Genomic DNA, 16,773 nt, shown 5'->3' on the forward strand with positions numbered 1-16,773 from the left:
AGGCTCCGGTCAGATCGATGGAAGTTGGTCAGTTGCAACCGGACCGGCGACGGGACGCACGGTCGGCCACAATCGCGCTGCCAGCTCCTCCAGCCAGCGAGCGACGTCGGCGGCGGGCGCGTCGGCGATCATCGCCTGCTGACGAGCGGGTCGATGCATCGCCAAAGCCTCGTCGATCGCATGCCCCCACGCACCGGCAGACGACGGCAGATACGGTCGGACGCGGGCGACGCCCGCTGCGGCCAGTGCCTGCGCCTTGCGATGCTGCTCGTCGAAATAGCGCCATTCCGGCACCGCCAGCCAGGGGCGTGCCGCGGCGAGGATCTGCTGACAGGTGGTGTTGCCGGTGGAGGCGATCACGAGGTCCGCCGCCGCGACATAGTCGGTGGCATCGTCCACCCAGCCGCGATGTTCGATGTTGGCGGGCTCCGTCGCATGCCAGTCGCGGACGACCGGACCGATCGTGATCCAGCGCGCGGCGGGACGGCTGCGTGCGCCGACGCCGAGTGGTGCCTGTGCGAAGCCGCTACCGCCACCGCCGGCCATGACCAGGATCATCTCCTCATCCGCGGCGACGCCGATCCGCTGGCGTGCAAGCTCCCGCTCCGGGATGCGAGTGTCGACCCCCAGTCCACCCGCGAAACAGGTCCGCGACAGCATCGCGCCGTCCCATTCGGGCTGCGCCAGATCGGCGTGAAAAGGGGCTAGCAACCCCGCGGCACCGTCATAGGCGGCCCGGTGGCCGGCATCGCTCCGATCGCCGTGTTGCAGGACCTTGACATGCGGCACGCTGCAAATGCGAGCGAGTTGAGCGACTTCGGCCGAAACGTCGCAAATCATCAGGGCAGGATCGGCGTCCGCAAACCACTGCGTCATCGCCGCCATTGCTGTCCGAATACCGGGCCACCCCAAAGGCGCGCAGTGGAGGGTGGAAGGGGTCGGTACCCAGTCGGCGGTTGCGACTTCGTCGCCACATGGCTCGAAAAGAGAGGGGATGCGAACGACGTTTACTTGCGGCGGCAGCGTCGGAAAGATGTCGTCCCGTGCGGAGAAGATCGTCAGCGGCCGTTCGACGGGCAGCGCATGGGCGATCGCGGCGCAGCGTTCGGCGTGACCACGCCCTTGATGATGCACGAAATAGCCGAAGGGACGGGTCATGCCGCGATCTTCGCGTCGATCGTGATACCCAGCCGTTCCAGTCCCTCCAGTACGCCCGCCGCATGGTGTCGCTCGGCACGATAGAGGCCGCACCGAGGCGTCAGCGTCGCGAGTTCGTGACCGGCATTGCCGACCACGATCGCCGCGCCGCACCGTTCCAGCATGTCCAGATCGTTGCCGCTGTCGCCGGCCGCGACGCAATCTGCCAACGTTAGTCCGACGCTGTGCGCATAGGCATCGATCGCAGCTGCCTTGCCGCCGCCGGGGGCCAAGATGTCGATCAGTCGCCCGTGCGAAAAGATCACATGCGCGGACAGACCGGCCGAGCGAAGCGTATCCCTGATCGCCTCAGCGTCTTCCGCTGTGCCGAAGAAGCTGAGCTTGTGCGGGCCTGCGGTCGCGGCGGGTTGTGGTGTGATGTCGAGCGGAGCGAGCACCGCACGGACGGCGGACAGATTCCAGTCGATGTCCAATGTGGCGGCATAATCCGGGCAGGATCGCCAATCACCGCTCGCATCGCGGCGTATGATCCGGGTGCCGACATCGGTGATGAACGCGTCCGGGTCTGGAAGCCGCCACTGGGCCAGCACCCGGCGGGCGTCCGCAAATGAGCGACCCGTCGCCACGACGAAAGGCATGTCGTCAGACCGTCGCCACTGCGCAAAGGCCTCGGCCCCGCGGAGACAGCCGGTCAGCGTGTTGTCGATGTCGCATGCGAGTAGCGAGGGTGGACGGTGCATTCGCCTGCTCAACCCGGCATAAACGGCGATCGCGCGCTCGGCATATCGCGTCCAGTTGTACAGGCTATGATTCGCGCGGGCCGCGGCGTGGAACCGGGCGTGAAGCGCGGCGTCGCCGATCACGGTGCGGCAGGCCTCCGAAATCGCCATCGGATCGCGCGGATCGATCACGATGCCGTGGCCGATCGCAGCGACTATCTCGGCCGGCCCGCCATGCGCCGTCACCACGACGGGCACGCCCGCTTCCGCTGCCTCGATCAGGGTTAATCCGAACGGCTCATGGAACGCGGGATTGACGAATACGCCGCCTTGCGCAGCTCGCCGATACAGGCCGGCGACATCGGCGGCATCGTGACGCGGGGGTAATGCGACACGCCGGCGCAGCAACGGTGTGTCGCACAGGTCGCGAAGCTCCCGGCGCACGGTATCTTCTTCAGGCGAAGGGCGGCCATCGTCCTGACCGGCCAGGATCACGAGATTGGCCTGTTCCCGCAGACGAGGGTCGGCAGCATAGGCGCGCACCAGTCCCGCCAGGTTCTTCTTGGCGACCGGCCGTGCGATCGCGAGAATGATCGGCAGAGTGGGCCGGTCGAATACCTCGTTCAGGCGATCGTCGAGCGTCGACGCGGCGGGGTCGCACTGGCGCTGCGGCACACCGGGTGCGATACAATGGACGGAGCCGCCCGCTTCGACGCCATAGGCACGCACCTGCCGATCGGCCTCGTCGCGCGTCGACACGATCAACGCGTCCGCTTCAGCGATCGCCTTGGACTCGGCAACGATCCGAGCATTCAACGTGCCGTCGTCGAGCCCCTGATCCCGCTTGTCGATGGCTAGCGCATGCGGCGTGTAGACGAACGGAATGCCGAAGCGGCGTCGAGCCTCCATCGCGACCTGAGCCGCGTCCGCGAAATGCGCGTGGATGACGTCGGGCAGTGCCGGAAGCGTTGCCAAGTAGCGGCAAAAGGCACGCATGAACTCCGGAAGTTCCGCCCCGAGAGCTTCCTTTTCAAGGTAGCGGTCGCTTACCGTCGCGATCCGCCGGATTGCAACGCGGTCGCTGACATATTCACGATCGAGGGCGTGGTTCGCCGGCAGATGCGCCTCGGTGAATTTCCGGGTCACGATGATCACGTGCGAAGCTGGCGACGACCCCGCCTGGGCTTTTGCGGCTTCCATCACATAGGCTAGGTGCCCGCCAGAGTCAGCTGTAATGCCAAAATCGAGCGGCGGCGCTTTCAGGCAGCCGCCAAGCGCCATGTGCAATATGAACAAGCTACCCCCGCAACGTTAGCGAGCCGAAACGATCCACGTTAGACAAGTTTCCAGTCGAACCTCATCGTTTTTGATCCATGTGAATTTCGGTCGATCGGAATGGACCTGTTTGCCGACACGTTCGCAAGGCCTCCGCCGGAACGTATCAAGAACAAGATTGCAGGAGCGCTTCACCAGCTTCGATTGTGCGGCAACGATCCAATGCCGGACATTCGCGAGCTCTTTGTTGCTTCCGAAGATCCGCCGTCCGTTCACCTCGTCCCGATGCCTGCCGTGTTGGCCAGGCGCGGGGCCGCGCTGGGTTGGATGCTTGTCACGGCGACCCGAACCTCATGCTGCGCGGTGCATCATCATGACGACGATCGCTTTACCCAACGGCACCATGGTCCCCGCACTAGGCCAAGGCACATGGAATATGGCGGAGGACGCTTATCGCCATGCCGATGAAATCACGGCGTTGCGCACTGAAATCAATTTCGGAATGACGGTGATAGACAGCGCAAAAATGTATGTGGACAGCGAGTGCGAGCGGCTCGTTGGGCACGCGATCGCCAGGCGCCGGCAGGACGTGTTCCTCGTCAGCAAAGCCTATCCCCAGAACGCCTCACGTGCGCGATTGCCGAATGCATGCGAAGCGAGCCTGCGTCGCCTCAGCACCGATCGGCTCGACTCTATCTGCTGCACTGGCGCGGAGCGGTTCCGCTAGCCGACACCATCAAGGCGATGCAGGGGCTGGTCGACGCGAGCAAGATCCTGCGCTGGGGCGTCAGCAACCTCGATACCGACGTTGCGAAATTGTGGAAGGCATCGGATCATGTGCAAGGTTGTCGCCTACTACCGGGTCTCTACGGATGCCCAAGGGCGATCTGGACTAGGCCTGGAGGAGCAGCCGGGGGCGGTAGGCACGCTGTGCCGCAGCCAAGGGTGGCATATCGCAGCCGAGTTCACCGCGGTCGAGAGCGGCAAGCGCGACGACCGCCCGCAACTGGAGGCCGCTAAGCACCGCGCGAAGGTCACTGGGGCGGTCCTGGTGGTTGCCAAGCTAGACCGCCTCTCGCGCAACGTCGCGTTCCTGGCGTCCCTTCAGGATAGCGGAACGCGCTTCCTAGCTGCTGACATGCCGGAGGCGAACGAACTCACCGTCCACATTATGGCTGCCGTGGCGCAAGCAGAGCGCAAAGCCATCGGCTTGCGGACCCGAGAGGCGTTGGCGGCTGCGAAGGCGCGTGGGGCTAAGCTAGGAAACCCTAATGGCGCTACGTCATTGCGACGCGCCGCAAAAGGCAACGGAGCGGCGGTGGCTGCAATCCAGTCCGCAGCGGAAGATCGTGCAGCAGACATTGCGCCAATCCTCCCAGACATTCGAGGGTCGGGAGTCGTTTCGCTGCCAGCCATAGCGAAAGAGCTGAACGCGCGTGGAATCGTGACTCCGCGTGGCGGAACTTGGCATCCATCGTCAGTTCGCAACCTCTTTGCGCGTCTAAGTTGAACGCCTCCACGTCACTCCCAGCCGGAAAAGCTCGTCTGCCTGCCCTGCATTTATCGATCTCCAATCAGGTCGTCGCTATTGCGGTAACGGTACCAGACCGTAAGCTGGCATCGAAATCGGAGAACAGTCTTGGCCACAGTTATCAGCTTGTTCAACCACAAGGGCGGCGTGAGCAAGACCACTACTGCCTTCAATCTAGGCTGGATGCTCGGGCGGCTCGGCAAGAATGTGCTGATGGTGGACTGTGACCCCCAATGTAATCTCACAGGCATGGTTCTTGGCCTGGAGGACATGGAGACTGCTGAGTCGATCCAAGGATCGAAGGACGGAAGGCCGCTCAATATCCGAGAGGGCCTTGCTCCAGCATTCGAGTCGCGCCCTGCGCTGATACAGGCCGTGGAATGCGTCCAAGTACCCGGCAATGAGCGGCTGTGGCTTTTGCCTGGTCATATCGGAATGGCAGAATATGAGGTCACCCTCGGCATCGCTCAGGAGCTGTCCGGCTCTTTAGTGACCCTCAGGAACCTCCCGGGATCGCTTCGGTACCTCATCGATCGCACTGCGCTCGAATATGACATCGACATTGTGCTGGTAGACATGAGTCCCAGCCTTGGATCAATCAATCAGAACCTGTTAGCTACAAGCGATCTTTTTCTGGTGCCGATGCACCCTGACTATTTCTCCACGATGGCGATTAACTCACTGACCACTGTCTTGCCGAAGTGGAAAGCGTGGGCGGATGCTGCCTCTTCCATCCCGACCTTGCAGCAAGCTGAGTACCCTTTCCCCAACACCACGCCTCGTTTTCTTGGCTATGTCGTGCAGAAGTACCGGCCCCGCGCAGGCGTACCCTCACAAGCCTTTCAGACATGGATCGACCAACTGGAACACGCAGTCGCCGGCACCTTCATCCCAGCCATGCAAGCTAATGGACTGATGCTGGATCCGGCCATTTACGAAGCAGGCGGCTATGATCCTGCACAGCCGATCTTGCAGATGCCCGACTTCAACTCACTCATCGCAAGCTCACAAGAACACCAAGTTCCAATCTTTGAGCTGACCCCGGTCCAGCTTCAGCAAGCAGGCCGCGTCTTGGCGACATCCCAGGCCTCCCAGCAGCAGTTTGGCGAGTTATTTCAAGTCACGGCCAAACGGACAATCAGGGTGATCGATGCAATCGGCGCTCGATGAGTTTGATGACAGCATATCGCGGGTCAGACATCTTCATGGTCTTCACTCAGCTCTCTCAGCCACCCTTACGACAGCAGTCGACGTAAGCGACATCCTGCGCGCCGAGGTTGTAATGGTTGTCAGCGCCTTGGATCGTTATGTCCACACTCTAGCGCGCCTCGGCATGCTGGAGAGCTACGCCGGAGCCCGCCCGAAAACTGATGCCTTTAACCGCTTTCCTGTTCCGCTCTCCGTAACACCGCTGTTGCGACTTTCTGCAACGGCGGCTTCAACGCTCGATTCCGAGATACGGACGAAGCACAGCCACTTGTCCTTCCAGCATCCCGACAAGATTGCTGAAGCCGTTCGGCTCTTCTCTGCCGTTAGCCTGTTGGAAGCGGTGGGAGCAGAAATGGACATGACTGCGGCTGATGTGAAAGCGACCCTTGGCTTGATCGTTGATCGGCGGAACAAGATTGCGCACGAAGCAGACGTGGACCCCTCCTTTCCAAGACAACTTTGGCCAATCAACCGTGCGATGGTCGAGGGGATGATCGACATAGTCGAATCGGTAGGCCACGGAATCCACGCGGCTTGCGTTTAATCGCAACCTCAAAAACCTGCCCCACGATCCTGCCCCACAGAAGGCAAAAAGAAGGCGGTAAGTCCTTCTAAAATCAGGGTTTTAGAGATTTGGCTGGGGCGGCAGGATTCGAACCTGCGCATGGCGGCACCAAAAGCCGCTGCCTTACCGCTTGGCGACGCCCCAGTGGAGCGCGGCCTTATAGCGACGCTCGCGACAGAAGGAAGCCTGTTCAGCCCAGGCGATGCAGCCAGTTGTGCGGATCGGGCGCGGTGCCGCGCTGGATGGCGTTGAGTGCCTGATGCAGGCGCTGCGTGATCTGGCCGGTGCCGCCGCCGCCGATCGCAAAGTCGCCCTCGGCATCCTTGACGTTGCCGACCGGGGTGACGACCGCCGCGGTGCCGCAGGCGAACGCCTCGACCAAACGGCCGCTCTGCGCATCGGCCCGCCACTGGTCGATCGCATAGGGTTCCTCGCGCACCGTCAGCCCGTCGGCACGGGCGAGCGTGATCAGCGAATCGCGGGTGATGCCCGGCAGGATCGTGCCGGTCAGCGGCGGCGTCACCAGCGTCCCGTCGTCGAGGACGAAGAACAGGTTCATGCCGCCCAGCTCCTCCACCCAGCGGCGATCGATCGCGTCGAGGAACACGACCTGATCGCACCCCTCCGCGATCGCCGCCTTTTGCGCGATCAGGCTGGCGGCGTAGTTGCCGCCGCACTTGGCGGCGCCGGTCCCGCCGGCGGCAGCGCGGGTATGCTCGCGGCTGACCCAGACGGTGATCGGGCGCATGCCGCCCTTCCAATAGGCACCGACCGAGGAGGCGATGACCATGTACAGGTATTCGGCCGCCGGCTTGACGCCAAGGAATACTTCGGACGCGAACATGAAGGGGCGAAGGTACAAGGCCCCCTCGCCGCCGGGTATCCAGTCGCGGTCGGCATCGACCAGCCGCTCGATCGACTCGATGAACAGGTTTTCCGGCAGTTCCGGCATCGCCAACCGGCGCGCGCTGTCCTGAAAGCGGCGGGCATTCGCGTCGGGGCGGAACAGCGCGGTGCCGCCATCCTCCAGCCGGTATGCCTTCAGGCCCTCGAAAATCTCCTGCGCATAATGAAGCACTGACGACGCCGGATCGATCTGCAACGGCGCGCGGGCGGTGACGTGCGGATCGTGCCAGCCATCGGCGTCGGAAAAGCGGATGACCGCCATGTGATCGGTGAAGACGCGGCCGAACCCAGGATCGATCATCCGCTCCGCCCGATCGGTGCTGGCGACCGGCGAGGCATTGGGGTCGAACCGGAAGGAACTGGGCATCGGCGTCTTTCTGGCATTTTTTGGTGTTGCGGTCGCCTAAGACGGATGTCTAAACGGGTCAACATGGCTGCCGCTGCACCTTCTGCCCCCGCCCTGTTCCTCCGCGAGCCCGAGCTCCGCAGAGGTATGGAATTGCTGTACTTCGGTCACGCACACCTCACGAAATCGGCTGATCGCGTTCTGGCGGCGGAGGGTCTCGGACGGGCTCACCACCGCGCGTTGTACTTCGTTGCCCGAAAGCCTGACCTGACGGTCAGCGAATTGCTGTCGCTGCTGGCGATCACCAAACAGTCGCTCGGACGCGTGCTGACCGAACTCGCCGAGCGCGGGCTGGTCGAAACGCGGGCGGGCGATCGCGACCGGCGGCAGCGGCTGTTGCGGCTGACGCCCGCCGGGGTAGCGATGGAAAGCGACCTGTTCGAGGGGGTGCGGCAGTTGATGTCCGCCGCCTATGCGAGCGCGGGTCAAGCCGCGGTGGCGGGGTATTGGGCGGTGCTGGAAGGCCTGATTCCCGAGGAGGAACGTGGGCAGGTTCAGGGGCTGCGCGACTGACCTAGCGCGCCGCCGCCGCCATGGCGGCGTTGCGCTCTGCCGAGGCGGCGAGCGTCGCCCTCAACAGCCGCTTCAAAGCGTCGTCCCGGTCGAGAACGTTCAGCCCCTCGCGAGTCGAGCCACCGGGGCTGGCCACCCGATCGGCCAGAGTCGCAGGCGTCTCGTCGCTGGCGGCGAGCATGTCGGCGGCGCCGGCCAACGTCGCACGGGCGAGGCGGAGCGCCTGATCCGCGGGTAAGCCGAGCGCCGCGCCCGCCTCCGCCAGCGCCTCGGCGAAGCGGAACACGAAGCCGGGGCCACAGCCCGCCAACGCCGTCACCGCGTCATAGTCGGCAGCGTCCGCGATCCACTCCACCAGGCCGAGCGGTGCGGCCAGCGCCTCGGCCAGCGCATGCACGGCGGAGTCTGTGCTACTCGTGTGGAGCGCAGTCACACCGCGCCCGATCGCCACCGGCAGGTTGGGCATGGCGCGAACGATCGCGGCCGACGGGATACGTCCGGCGAGTGCCGCCTCCTCGACGCCTGCGAGGATCGACACCAGCACCGCCGGCGACAATCCTGACAGCGCCGGCGCGACGATCTCCAGTTGCTGCGGCTTGACCGCCAGCACCAGCACGTCGGGTCGTTCGTCGAGCGGAATAGCGGTTAGGTGACGGACTCCGTCCGGTACCGGGCGCATCGTGCGGGTAACGACCGTGACCTGTCGCGGATCGAGCCCGGCGGCGATCCAGCGGGTCAGCATCGCGCCGCCCATGTTGCCGCAGCCGATCATCCACAGCGGACCGTCCAGAACGAGCGGCGCGCTCATGCCTCGCCGTGCGTTTCGACCAGTGCCGCGGCCAAAGCCTCGCGCGGGCTCTTGCCGCCCCACAGGACGAACTGGAACACGGGATAGAAGCGCTCGCATTCCTCGATCGCCGACTCGACCAGCAGCTCGGCGCCCGACAGGCTCAGCATCGGCTCTTCCTCGCCGTCGACCAGCGCGGCGTGGCGGTACAGCAGGATACCGCTAGACGACCACAATTCGAAATGCCCGATCCAGAGCTGTTCGTTGACGAGGCCGATCGCCTCGTACAGCGCCGGCCGGCGATCGTCGGTGGCCTTGATGTCTGGAAAAGCCAGGAATTGCAGGACGCTGTCATCGTCGCGCCAGAGGGCGCGCAGTTCGTAGGTCGTCCAGCTGCCCTTGATCGACGCGACGATCTCGTCGTCGTGTCGCTCGAATTCCCAATTATGGGCGGCGTAATACGCCTCGAGCATATCGATCGGGGCAGACGGTTCGTTGTCGTCGTGGTCGGTCTGGTCGAGCATCCTGCTCCTTATGCCGCATCACGGCGCGCGATGCGAGACGCCCGTGCTGGGCGCGGAAGGTTAGGCTAAGGTTAGTCCAATGCAGCGTTCGGCGAGGGCGCGGCCGACGCCGATTTCGCCTCCAGCGCGTCGAGCCGGGCGCGCAGGGCGTCCGCCTCGTCGCGCGCCGCCGCGGCCATCGCCTTCACCGCGTCGAACTCGTCGCGGCTGACGAAATCGAGCCCGCCGATCCACTCGCGTGCGCGCGACCGGGCGCTCGACTCGGCTTCCCGCCCCATGCCGGCGATCGTACCCGCCGCGCCGTTGAACAGCTTGGCGACATCGTCGAGGAGGCGGTTTTCGGATTGCATCGTCGTTCCTTGAAAGTTCCGTCTACAGCATCTGGGATGTACGGGCCGTCGGCACAAGGGTTTCCGCATCGGGGTTGAGGCGGTGGATGCTCCACGTCAGCACGCCCGCGAAGCTGATCCACACCAGATACGGCACCATCAACCACGCCGCCGCGCTGCGGATCCGCCCGAACGCGACAGTGGTCGCAATGCCCAGCACCAGCATGCCCGCGATCACCACGGCGGCGAGCAACACCTGATGCGCGCCGAAGAAAAGCGGCGTCCAGCCGAGCGACAGCCCGAAGGCGAGCACGAACAGCAGGATCGCGAAGCCGCGCCCGCGTGCCCCGCGCGCGTTGAGGATCATCGCCAGCGCCAGCCCGAGCAGGATGTAGAGCGTGGTCCACACGATCGGGAAGACGATGTCGGGCGGGTTCACCGACGGCTTGTTCAGCGCCAAATACCACGCATTTTCACTCCCAGCCGGGACCGCGCGCCCGGACAGGAAGCCCAGCAGCAGGATCAGCGGCACGGTGAACACCGCCCAGCGCAGGAACGACGCCCTCAACTGGCCCTTCGATGCGATCCCGCCCACGCGCGCTCCTGTCCGTCGTTTCGCAGGTGATGCCCGACATGCGGGGTGGCGTAAAGCTGGCCTACGGATTCCGTTTCAACGGCGAAAGTGGGAGCCGTTCTTGCAGACGCATCGATCCCCGACCGCCATACCGGGACGAGCGCGACATGACGGAGCGTGAGTGTTCGGGCGTACCGCCACGCCTGAACGCGCTAGGTCCGCACCGCGCCGATCAGGAATTCGACGTTCCCCTCCGGCCCCGTGATCGGGCTGGTCGTCGTCGCCGCGACTTGCCAGCCCGCGCTGTCCAGCCATGCCGCGACCTCCGCGCAGACGCGGGCGTGGATGACGGGATCGCGGACGACGCCGCCCTTGCCGACCTCGCCCCGCCCCGCCTCGAACTGCGGCTTGATCAGCGCGAGCAGGCGTGCACCCGGTTTCGCGAAGGACAGCGGCCGCTCCAGCACCTTGGCCAGCCCGATGAAGCTGGCGTCGCAGACCACCAGATCGACCGGCTCCGGAATATGCGCGTCGGTCAGGATCCGCGCGCTGGTCTGTTCGTGCACGACGACCCGCGCGTCCTGCCGCAGCTTCCACGCGAGCTGGTTCGTTCCACTGTCGACGGCATAGACCTTCGCCGCCCCGCGGGTCAGCAGCACGTCGGTGAAGCCGCCCGTGGAGGAGCCGACGTCGATCGCCACCGCTCCGGTCACGTCCCAGCCAAGCTCGTCGAGCCCGTGCGCCAGCTTGATGCCGCCGCGCGACACCCACGGATGATCGCGCCCGCGCACGTCGAGCACGACGTCGTCGGCCAGCTGCTGCCCCGGCTTGTCGAGCTTGCGATCGCCGACGAACACCAGCCCGGCCATGATCAGCGCAGCCGCTCGCGTCCTCGATTCGGCAAGCCCGCGATCGACGAGCATCTGGTCTGCGCGCAGTTTCGGCATGCGTCCCTATCGCGCTGCCAACGTCCTGCCGCAACCCGGCGTCGCACCGGCGCAGCAGACCCGAATCGCTATTGTCTACCAAGCTAGTAGGAATAGCTTCGTGAGCGGGGGGCGTGGCCCGACGGCGTGCCCTAGAGCGCCGAAAGCCCACGCCCCTTCGATTGAATAGAAGGAGAGGCGTCATGGGATCGTTCGCTCCATTCGAGGGCGTACAGCCGACCATCTTGACCGTGCCGGGCCTTGGCGGCTCCGGCCCGTCGCATTGGCAAAGTCTGTGGGAGCGCGAGCGGCACGACGCGATCCGCGCCGAGCTCGGGATGTGGAACACGCCGCATCGCAACAGCTGGGTGACGAAGCTGGATCAGGCGATATCGACCGCGCAGGCACCGGTGATCCTCGTCGCGCATTCGCTCGGCTGCATCGCCGTGGCGTGGTGGGCATCGCTCAGCCCGCAACCCTATGGGTGGCCGGTGGCGGGGGCGCTGCTGGTGGCCCCGGCCGATGTCGACCGCGCCGATGCGCCGCCGGAGATCAGCGGGTTCGCACCCGCCCCGCGCGGCGCGCTGCCGTTCCCGTCGATCGTGGTCGCATCGACCGACGATCCGTGGATCACGTCGCAGCGAGCCCACAGCCTGGCGGCGGAATGGGGCAGCCATTTCGAGGAGGTCGGCGCGCTGGGCCACATCAACGCGGCGAGCGGCCTTGGTGCGTGGCATGACGGGCAGGACCTGCTGGAACGCGTGATCGCCGCCAGCGGCGACGGGCGGGGGCATCAACGCACACCGGGCGACGCGCGGCGGGTGCTGGCGACGCCTGCCGAAGCGGTGCGGCGGGGTGCGCGGGGTTAGATGGGGTAGGACGCCGGGAACACCCTTGGATGACGAAAGATAAAAAACGCCGCGCTTCCCTCACCATTCGAGGCGGTTTCTCCGTAGTTCCGCGCGGGCGGGAAACAGTCACTGGCCTCCAGACTTCACGAGGGGAACGATCGCTCCGCCGGTCATCGCGGGCGAAGCGAAGCAATCCAAGCCGCGAGAGCCGACGTGGGCCGCTTCGCTCCGCTCGCGACCACGTCAGCGCGTGGAGAATCGGATGACCTCAGGCCGCGCCGGCGTTCCATTGGCACCGACGAAGTTCCTGAACCGACCGTAGTTGATGCCGACGGCATACGCCTTGCCCGCCAATGCCGTGCAGCGGAGGGAAAAGGTCCGGCCGTCTGCGGACACCTGCGGCCGGGGATCACAATCGGGATATCCCGCTACGTCCGTCGATGTGAAGGAGTAGCTGTCACGCTGCATTGGCCGATCGAACGTCACCGATATTGTCACGGGACCAGCAGGTACGACAGTTCCGTCGGCGGGACGGCTGCGGCTGATCTTCGGAACTTCGCGGCTGACGCGATGATGATAGGCGACGAACACGCCTTTACCGTCTGGCCCGGCGGCGACCATGAAGGTGCCTTCGAGTGTGAAGCCCATGTCTGCAGGACGAATGAACCGGTAGTCCTGCAACTGTTCGAGCGTCTTGCCCCCTCGCTCGTCCTCGATTTCACCCGCAATCTCGCACAATGTCGACGCGCATGTTGCGCGAAGCCTGCTCAACCCGGCGATCGATCCATAGCGGTTGAGCAACGCCGCTTCGGTCGTGGTGACCCAACCCGTGTCTCGCCTCTCGCGGCGGAGCTTACCGTACAGGGCCTCGACGCCGGGAAACGACTTCATCTCGATAGAGCCCAACAGAGGATCGGGCGCGATCGGCGCGGTTTGCTGCGGCAGGAGCAAGTAGGCGAACACCCCCGCTGCAATCAGGATAGACATGGCGATCAGCACCTTCGGCCAGCGGCCCGCCGCACGGTGCGACGGGTCCGTGGCGACGGGCTGACCGACGGGCGGCGCGGCGGCCATCCCGATTTCCTCGTCCCGATTTTCTTGGGAGGCGCTCGCCGCCGCCAGCTTGCGGGCGAGTTCGCGGCTGCTGCCAACGCCGGTCTTGCGCCGCGCCTCGCGCAGGCGTTCGTTGACCGCATTCTCGGTCAGGCCGAGTTCGACCGCGGCGGTCTTGGCCGTGTGTCCCTCCGCCAGCAGGGCGAGCACGCGACGCTCGATGCCCGTCAGCGGCAGGTCCACCGCCGCGGCCCCGGACATCGAAGGGTCAGCCATCGACCGGCTCGCCGTCTCGCTCCACGGCCCGCTCCTTCTCAGCGCGGGAGGCGGCGGTCGCGGCCTTCATCCGGCGCCAGAGGTGGACGTTGACGCCGACCAGCAGCACCAGCAGCAGGCCGGTGAGGACGACGACCGCCGTCCACCCCTTCAAGCCCGCGCCCCCTCCGGCACTGTCGCGCTGTTGTGGCGCAGTGTCGTCAGCACGGTCGTGACGATGCCGTCCGCGTCCAGGCCGGCGGCGGCGTACTGCACCTCCGGCTTGTCCTGATCCTGGAACGTATCGGGCAGGCGCATCGTGCGCAGCTTGAGCCCGCCGTCGATCAGCCCCTCGTCACTCGCCAGCGTCAGCACGTGCGCGCCGAGCCCGCCGACCGCGCCCTCCTCGATCGTCACCGCGACCTCGTGCGTGGTCAGCAGGCGGCGGATCAGCGCCTCGTCGAGCGGCTTGGCGAAGCGCAGATCGGCGACCGTCGTCGACAGCCCCTTGGCCTCCAGCTGCTCGGCGGCTTTCAGCGCCTCCTCCAGCCGGGTCCCGAGCGACAGGATCGCGACGGTCTTGCCCTCGCGCACGACGCGCCCCTTGCCGATCTCCAGCCGCTGCGGCTGTTCCGGCAGGTCGATGCCGATACCCGCGCCGCGCGGATAGCGGACCGCGATCGGGCCGCTGTCATGCAGCGCGCAGGTGTGCGTCATGTGCAGCAGCTCCGCCTCGTCCGCCGCTGCCATCACGACGAAATTGGGCAGCGTCGCGAGATAGGTGACGTCGAACGATCCGGCGTGTGTCGCGCCGTCCGCACCGACCAGCCCGGCGCGGTCGATCGCAAAGCGCACCGGCAGGTTCTGGATCGCCACGTCGTGGACGACCTGGTCGTAGGCGCGCTGGAGGAAGGTCGAATAGATCGCGCAGAACGGGCGCATCCCCTGCGCCGCGAGACCGGCGGCGAAGGTCACCGCGTGCTGCTCGGCGATGCCGACATCGAAGCAGCGGTCGGGGAAAGCCTGTGCGAACTTGTCGAGGCCGGTGCCCGACGGCATCGCCGCGGTGATCGCGCAGATCGTCGGGTCGCGCTCGGCTTCCTTGGCCAGCTGCTGGCCGAACACGTTCTGATACTGCGGCGGTCCCGGCGGGGCCTTGGCCTGAGCGCCGGTGATAACGTCGAACTTCTGGACGCCGTGATATTTGTCCGCCGCCGCCTCGGCCGGGCCATAGCCCTTGCCCTTCTTCGTCACGACATGAACGAGGATCGGCCCCTCCTCGGCGTCGCGAACATTCTCCAGCACCGGGATCAGATGGTCGAGATTATGGCCGTCGATCGGGCCGACATAATAGAAGCCCAGTTCCTCGAACAACGTGCCGCCCATCGTCATGCCGCGGGCGAACTCGTCGGTCTTGCGTGCAGCGGTGTGGAACGGCCGCGGCAGCTTGCGAGCGAACTTCTTCATGAGTTCGCGCAGGCCGAGGAACTCGCGACTCGATACGATCCGCGACAGGTACGCGGATAGCCCCCCGACCGGCGGCGCGATCGACATGTCGTTGTCGTTCAGGATGACGACCAGCCGGTTGCCCGCCTGCTCGGCATTGTTCATCGCCTCGTACGCCATGCCCGCCGACATCGCACCGTCGCCGATCACCGCGATACCCTTGCCGGGCGTGCCCGCCAGCTTGTTCGCGATCGCGAAGCCCAGCGCGGCAGAGATCGAGGTCGACGAGTGCGCCGCGCCGAACGGGTCGTATTCGCTTTCCGAGCGCTTGGTGAAGCCGCTCAGGCCGCCACCCTGCCGGAGCGTGCGGATGCGGTCGCGGCGACCGGTCAGGATCTTGTGCGGATAGCATTGGTGACCGACGTCCCACACCAGCCGGTCGCGCGGCGTGTCGAAGACATAATGGATCGCCGTCGTCAGCTCGACCACGCCGAGTCCCGATCCGAGATGCCCGCCGGTCATGCCGACCGCGGCGATCGTCTCGGTGCGGAGTTCGTCGGCAAGCTGGCGAAGCTGTTCCGGCTTCAGGGTGCGGAGGTCGGCCGGGGTCGAAACGGTGTCGAGCAACGGGGTTGCGGGGGTATCAGACATGGCGGCGGTTTATCCCACCCCGGCGGTGGTGTCGATTGCAACCGGTGATGGGCGAATTCTTGTCCCGTTCTGCAACCGGCGTGCACGTGGCCGCTACGGGTTGGGTGCTTCAGTTCACCCGGCAATCAGCGCATCGGCCGCGAACCTCGATCACCGGGCGGACCGGCTGGAACCCTGCCGCGCTCGCCGCCGCGCGGACACCGCCGGTAACGCTGTCATTGTCGAGGTGAGTCGTCTGGCCGCACTGATCGCAGACGAGGAAGATGCAGTCGTGCAGGCAGTCGGGATGCGCGTTCGCGACATAGGCGTTCGCGCTTTCGACTCTGCGCGCGAGGTTCGATCCGACGAACAGGTCGAGGATGCGATACACGCTGTTGGCCGCGACGCGCCGCCCCTCCCGCTTCGAGACGGCATCGGCGATGTCGTAGGCGGACGCGGGCTTGGCGAACCCCGCCAGCGCCTCGAACACGCTGGCGCGCATCGCGGTCCATTGCTCGCCGGATTTTTCCAGCGTCGCCTGCGCCGCGGTGAAGAGGGCGTCGCCCTCCGGCTCATGATGATCGTGCGCGTGCGCCATACGTCATGAGATAAGGTGACGTGCCCCCGCGGGCAAGCGCCGCCTTAGCTGGCCGCCTTAACTGGTCGCGCGGCGGTTCAGGTCGTGACCGAACGCCAGCAGACCAACGCCGACGATCGTCCACAGCGCTTCGCCGCCGGAGCCGTCGTGCGGCAGGTTCATCGCCCCCGCCATGACGCCCAGTCCGAATGCGCCCATCGCGGCCGGCATCGCGTAGCCGTGGATCAGGATGCCGCGACCCAGCGCCACCGCGCCCATCACGATCGCCAGCGTCAGCCCGATCTCGTGAAAGATGGGGTCGAGCAGCATGCCCCCCGCCGCCGATGCCAGCGCGAGGAGCACCGACGTCGCGAGACAATGCACGACGCACAAACCCGACAACCCGATCGCGAAGCGATCGAGACTCGAAAGCCAGTTGGGACGGTGCAGGACGAAACTCACGACCGCCATGTAGCCAAGCCGAAGCAAGGTTACAACATCACATCGTGCAATTTCGCCTGCCTATTCTGGCGTCGGAG

Annotated in this window: 19 protein-coding genes and 1 tRNA gene; 6 read left to right on the forward strand and 14 right to left on the reverse strand. The window is 65.6% G+C overall.

Annotated features, from left to right (window positions below; genetic code table 11):
- Positions 1-9 precede the first annotated feature (9 nt).
- Positions 10-1,158, reverse strand: coding sequence for a glycosyltransferase (locus tag ILT43_RS03020; protein ID WP_204194121.1), 1,149 nt, complete (start codon positions 1,156-1,158; stop codon positions 10-12).
- Positions 1,155-3,158, reverse strand: coding sequence for an HAD-IIB family hydrolase (locus ILT43_RS03025; protein WP_239474010.1), 2,004 nt, complete (start codon positions 3,156-3,158; stop codon positions 1,155-1,157). Before ILT43_RS03025 ends, ILT43_RS03020 begins: the two co-directional genes overlap by 4 nt.
- A gap of 367 nt (positions 3,159-3,525) precedes the next feature.
- Here ILT43_RS03025 and ILT43_RS03030 point away from each other — a divergent pair, with 367 nt between their 5' ends.
- From ILT43_RS03030 to ILT43_RS03045, 4 genes are all read left to right on the forward strand, one after another.
- On the forward strand, positions 3,526-3,879 hold the full coding sequence (locus tag ILT43_RS03030) for an aldo/keto reductase (protein ID WP_204194124.1): 354 nt from the start codon (positions 3,526-3,528) through the stop codon (positions 3,877-3,879).
- A 108-nt stretch (positions 3,880-3,987) separates the two neighbouring features.
- Complete coding sequence (locus tag ILT43_RS03035) at positions 3,988-4,662, forward strand: recombinase family protein (RefSeq protein ID WP_204194130.1); 675 nt, start codon at positions 3,988-3,990, stop codon at positions 4,660-4,662.
- 129 nt (positions 4,663-4,791) lie between these two features.
- The gene (locus ILT43_RS03040) at positions 4,792-5,853 is read left to right on the forward strand and encodes a ParA family protein (protein ID WP_204194137.1); all 1,062 of its coding nucleotides are present in this window, start codon (positions 4,792-4,794) and stop codon (positions 5,851-5,853) included.
- On the forward strand, positions 5,834-6,436 hold the full coding sequence (locus tag ILT43_RS03045) for a HEPN domain-containing protein (RefSeq protein ID WP_204194139.1): 603 nt from the start codon (positions 5,834-5,836) through the stop codon (positions 6,434-6,436). Before ILT43_RS03040 ends, ILT43_RS03045 begins: the two co-directional genes overlap by 20 nt.
- 90 nt (positions 6,437-6,526) lie before the next feature.
- On the opposite strand, the gene ILT43_RS03050 is transcribed toward ILT43_RS03045, so the two are convergent.
- Both ILT43_RS03050 and ILT43_RS03055 read right to left on the reverse strand, forming a co-directional pair.
- Positions 6,527-6,601 (reverse strand) — tRNA-Gln (locus ILT43_RS03050).
- Between the two features lie 46 nt (positions 6,602-6,647).
- Positions 6,648-7,730, reverse strand: coding sequence for a branched-chain amino acid aminotransferase (locus tag ILT43_RS03055; protein WP_204194141.1), 1,083 nt, complete (start codon positions 7,728-7,730; stop codon positions 6,648-6,650).
- A gap of 63 nt (positions 7,731-7,793) precedes the next feature.
- On the opposite strand from ILT43_RS03055, the gene ILT43_RS03060 reads away from it, so the two are divergent.
- Positions 7,794-8,282, forward strand: a complete 489-nt coding sequence (locus ILT43_RS03060; RefSeq protein ID WP_204194143.1) for a MarR family transcriptional regulator — start codon at positions 7,794-7,796, stop codon at positions 8,280-8,282.
- A gap of 1 nt (position 8,283) precedes the next feature.
- Here the strand turns inward: ILT43_RS03060 and proC are convergent, their stop codons facing one another.
- From proC to ILT43_RS03085, 5 genes are all read right to left on the reverse strand, one after another.
- The gene (gene proC / locus ILT43_RS03065) at positions 8,284-9,090 is read right to left on the reverse strand and encodes a pyrroline-5-carboxylate reductase (protein ID WP_204194144.1); all 807 of its coding nucleotides are present in this window, start codon (positions 9,088-9,090) and stop codon (positions 8,284-8,286) included.
- Complete coding sequence (locus ILT43_RS03070) at positions 9,087-9,593, reverse strand: type III secretion system chaperone family protein (RefSeq protein WP_204194146.1); 507 nt, start codon at positions 9,591-9,593, stop codon at positions 9,087-9,089. Before ILT43_RS03070 ends, proC begins: the two co-directional genes overlap by 4 nt.
- A 71-nt stretch (positions 9,594-9,664) precedes the next feature.
- Positions 9,665-9,943: an accessory factor UbiK family protein gene (locus ILT43_RS03075; protein ID WP_204194148.1), complete on the reverse strand. Its 279-nt coding sequence runs from the start codon at positions 9,941-9,943 to the stop codon at positions 9,665-9,667.
- A gap of 22 nt (positions 9,944-9,965) precedes the next feature.
- The gene (locus ILT43_RS03080) at positions 9,966-10,517 is read right to left on the reverse strand and encodes a tryptophan-rich sensory protein (protein WP_204194150.1); all 552 of its coding nucleotides are present in this window, start codon (positions 10,515-10,517) and stop codon (positions 9,966-9,968) included.
- Positions 10,518-10,708: 191 nt separating this feature from the next.
- Entirely contained in the window at positions 10,709-11,443 is a 735-nt protein-coding gene (locus ILT43_RS03085) for a TlyA family RNA methyltransferase (protein WP_204194152.1), read from the reverse strand.
- Positions 11,444-11,625: 182 nt separating this feature from the next.
- Here ILT43_RS03085 and ILT43_RS03090 point away from each other — a divergent pair, with 182 nt between their 5' ends.
- Positions 11,626-12,291 (forward strand): RBBP9/YdeN family alpha/beta hydrolase, encoded by a 666-nt coding sequence (locus ILT43_RS03090; RefSeq protein WP_204194153.1) that lies wholly within the window; start codon positions 11,626-11,628, stop codon positions 12,289-12,291.
- A 225-nt stretch (positions 12,292-12,516) separates the two neighbouring features.
- Here ILT43_RS03090 and ILT43_RS03095 read toward each other — a convergent pair whose 3' ends face one another.
- From ILT43_RS03095 to ILT43_RS03115, 5 genes are all read right to left on the reverse strand, one after another.
- Positions 12,517-13,569 carry an Ig-like domain-containing protein gene (locus ILT43_RS03095; RefSeq protein ID WP_204194155.1) on the reverse strand — a complete coding sequence of 351 codons (1,053 nt, stop codon included), beginning with the start codon at positions 13,567-13,569 and terminating at the stop codon, positions 12,517-12,519.
- A gap of 25 nt (positions 13,570-13,594) precedes the next feature.
- Positions 13,595-13,756 carry a hypothetical protein gene (locus ILT43_RS03100; protein ID WP_204194157.1) on the reverse strand — a complete coding sequence of 54 codons (162 nt, stop codon included), beginning with the start codon at positions 13,754-13,756 and terminating at the stop codon, positions 13,595-13,597.
- On the reverse strand, positions 13,753-15,678 hold the full coding sequence (gene dxs / locus ILT43_RS03105) for a 1-deoxy-D-xylulose-5-phosphate synthase (protein ID WP_204194158.1): 1,926 nt from the start codon (positions 15,676-15,678) through the stop codon (positions 13,753-13,755). Before dxs ends, ILT43_RS03100 begins: the two co-directional genes overlap by 4 nt.
- Positions 15,679-15,787: 109 nt before the next feature.
- Entirely contained in the window at positions 15,788-16,255 is a 468-nt protein-coding gene (locus ILT43_RS03110) for a Fur family transcriptional regulator (RefSeq protein ID WP_204194160.1), read from the reverse strand.
- Between the two features lie 57 nt (positions 16,256-16,312).
- Entirely contained in the window at positions 16,313-16,696 is a 384-nt protein-coding gene (locus tag ILT43_RS03115; RefSeq protein WP_204194162.1) for a MerC family mercury resistance protein, read from the reverse strand.
- Between the last annotated feature and the right edge of the window lie 77 nt (positions 16,697-16,773).

The organism is Sphingomonas longa, assembly GCF_016892685.1.
Taxonomy (GTDB): domain Bacteria; phylum Pseudomonadota; class Alphaproteobacteria; order Sphingomonadales; family Sphingomonadaceae; genus Sphingomonas; species Sphingomonas longa.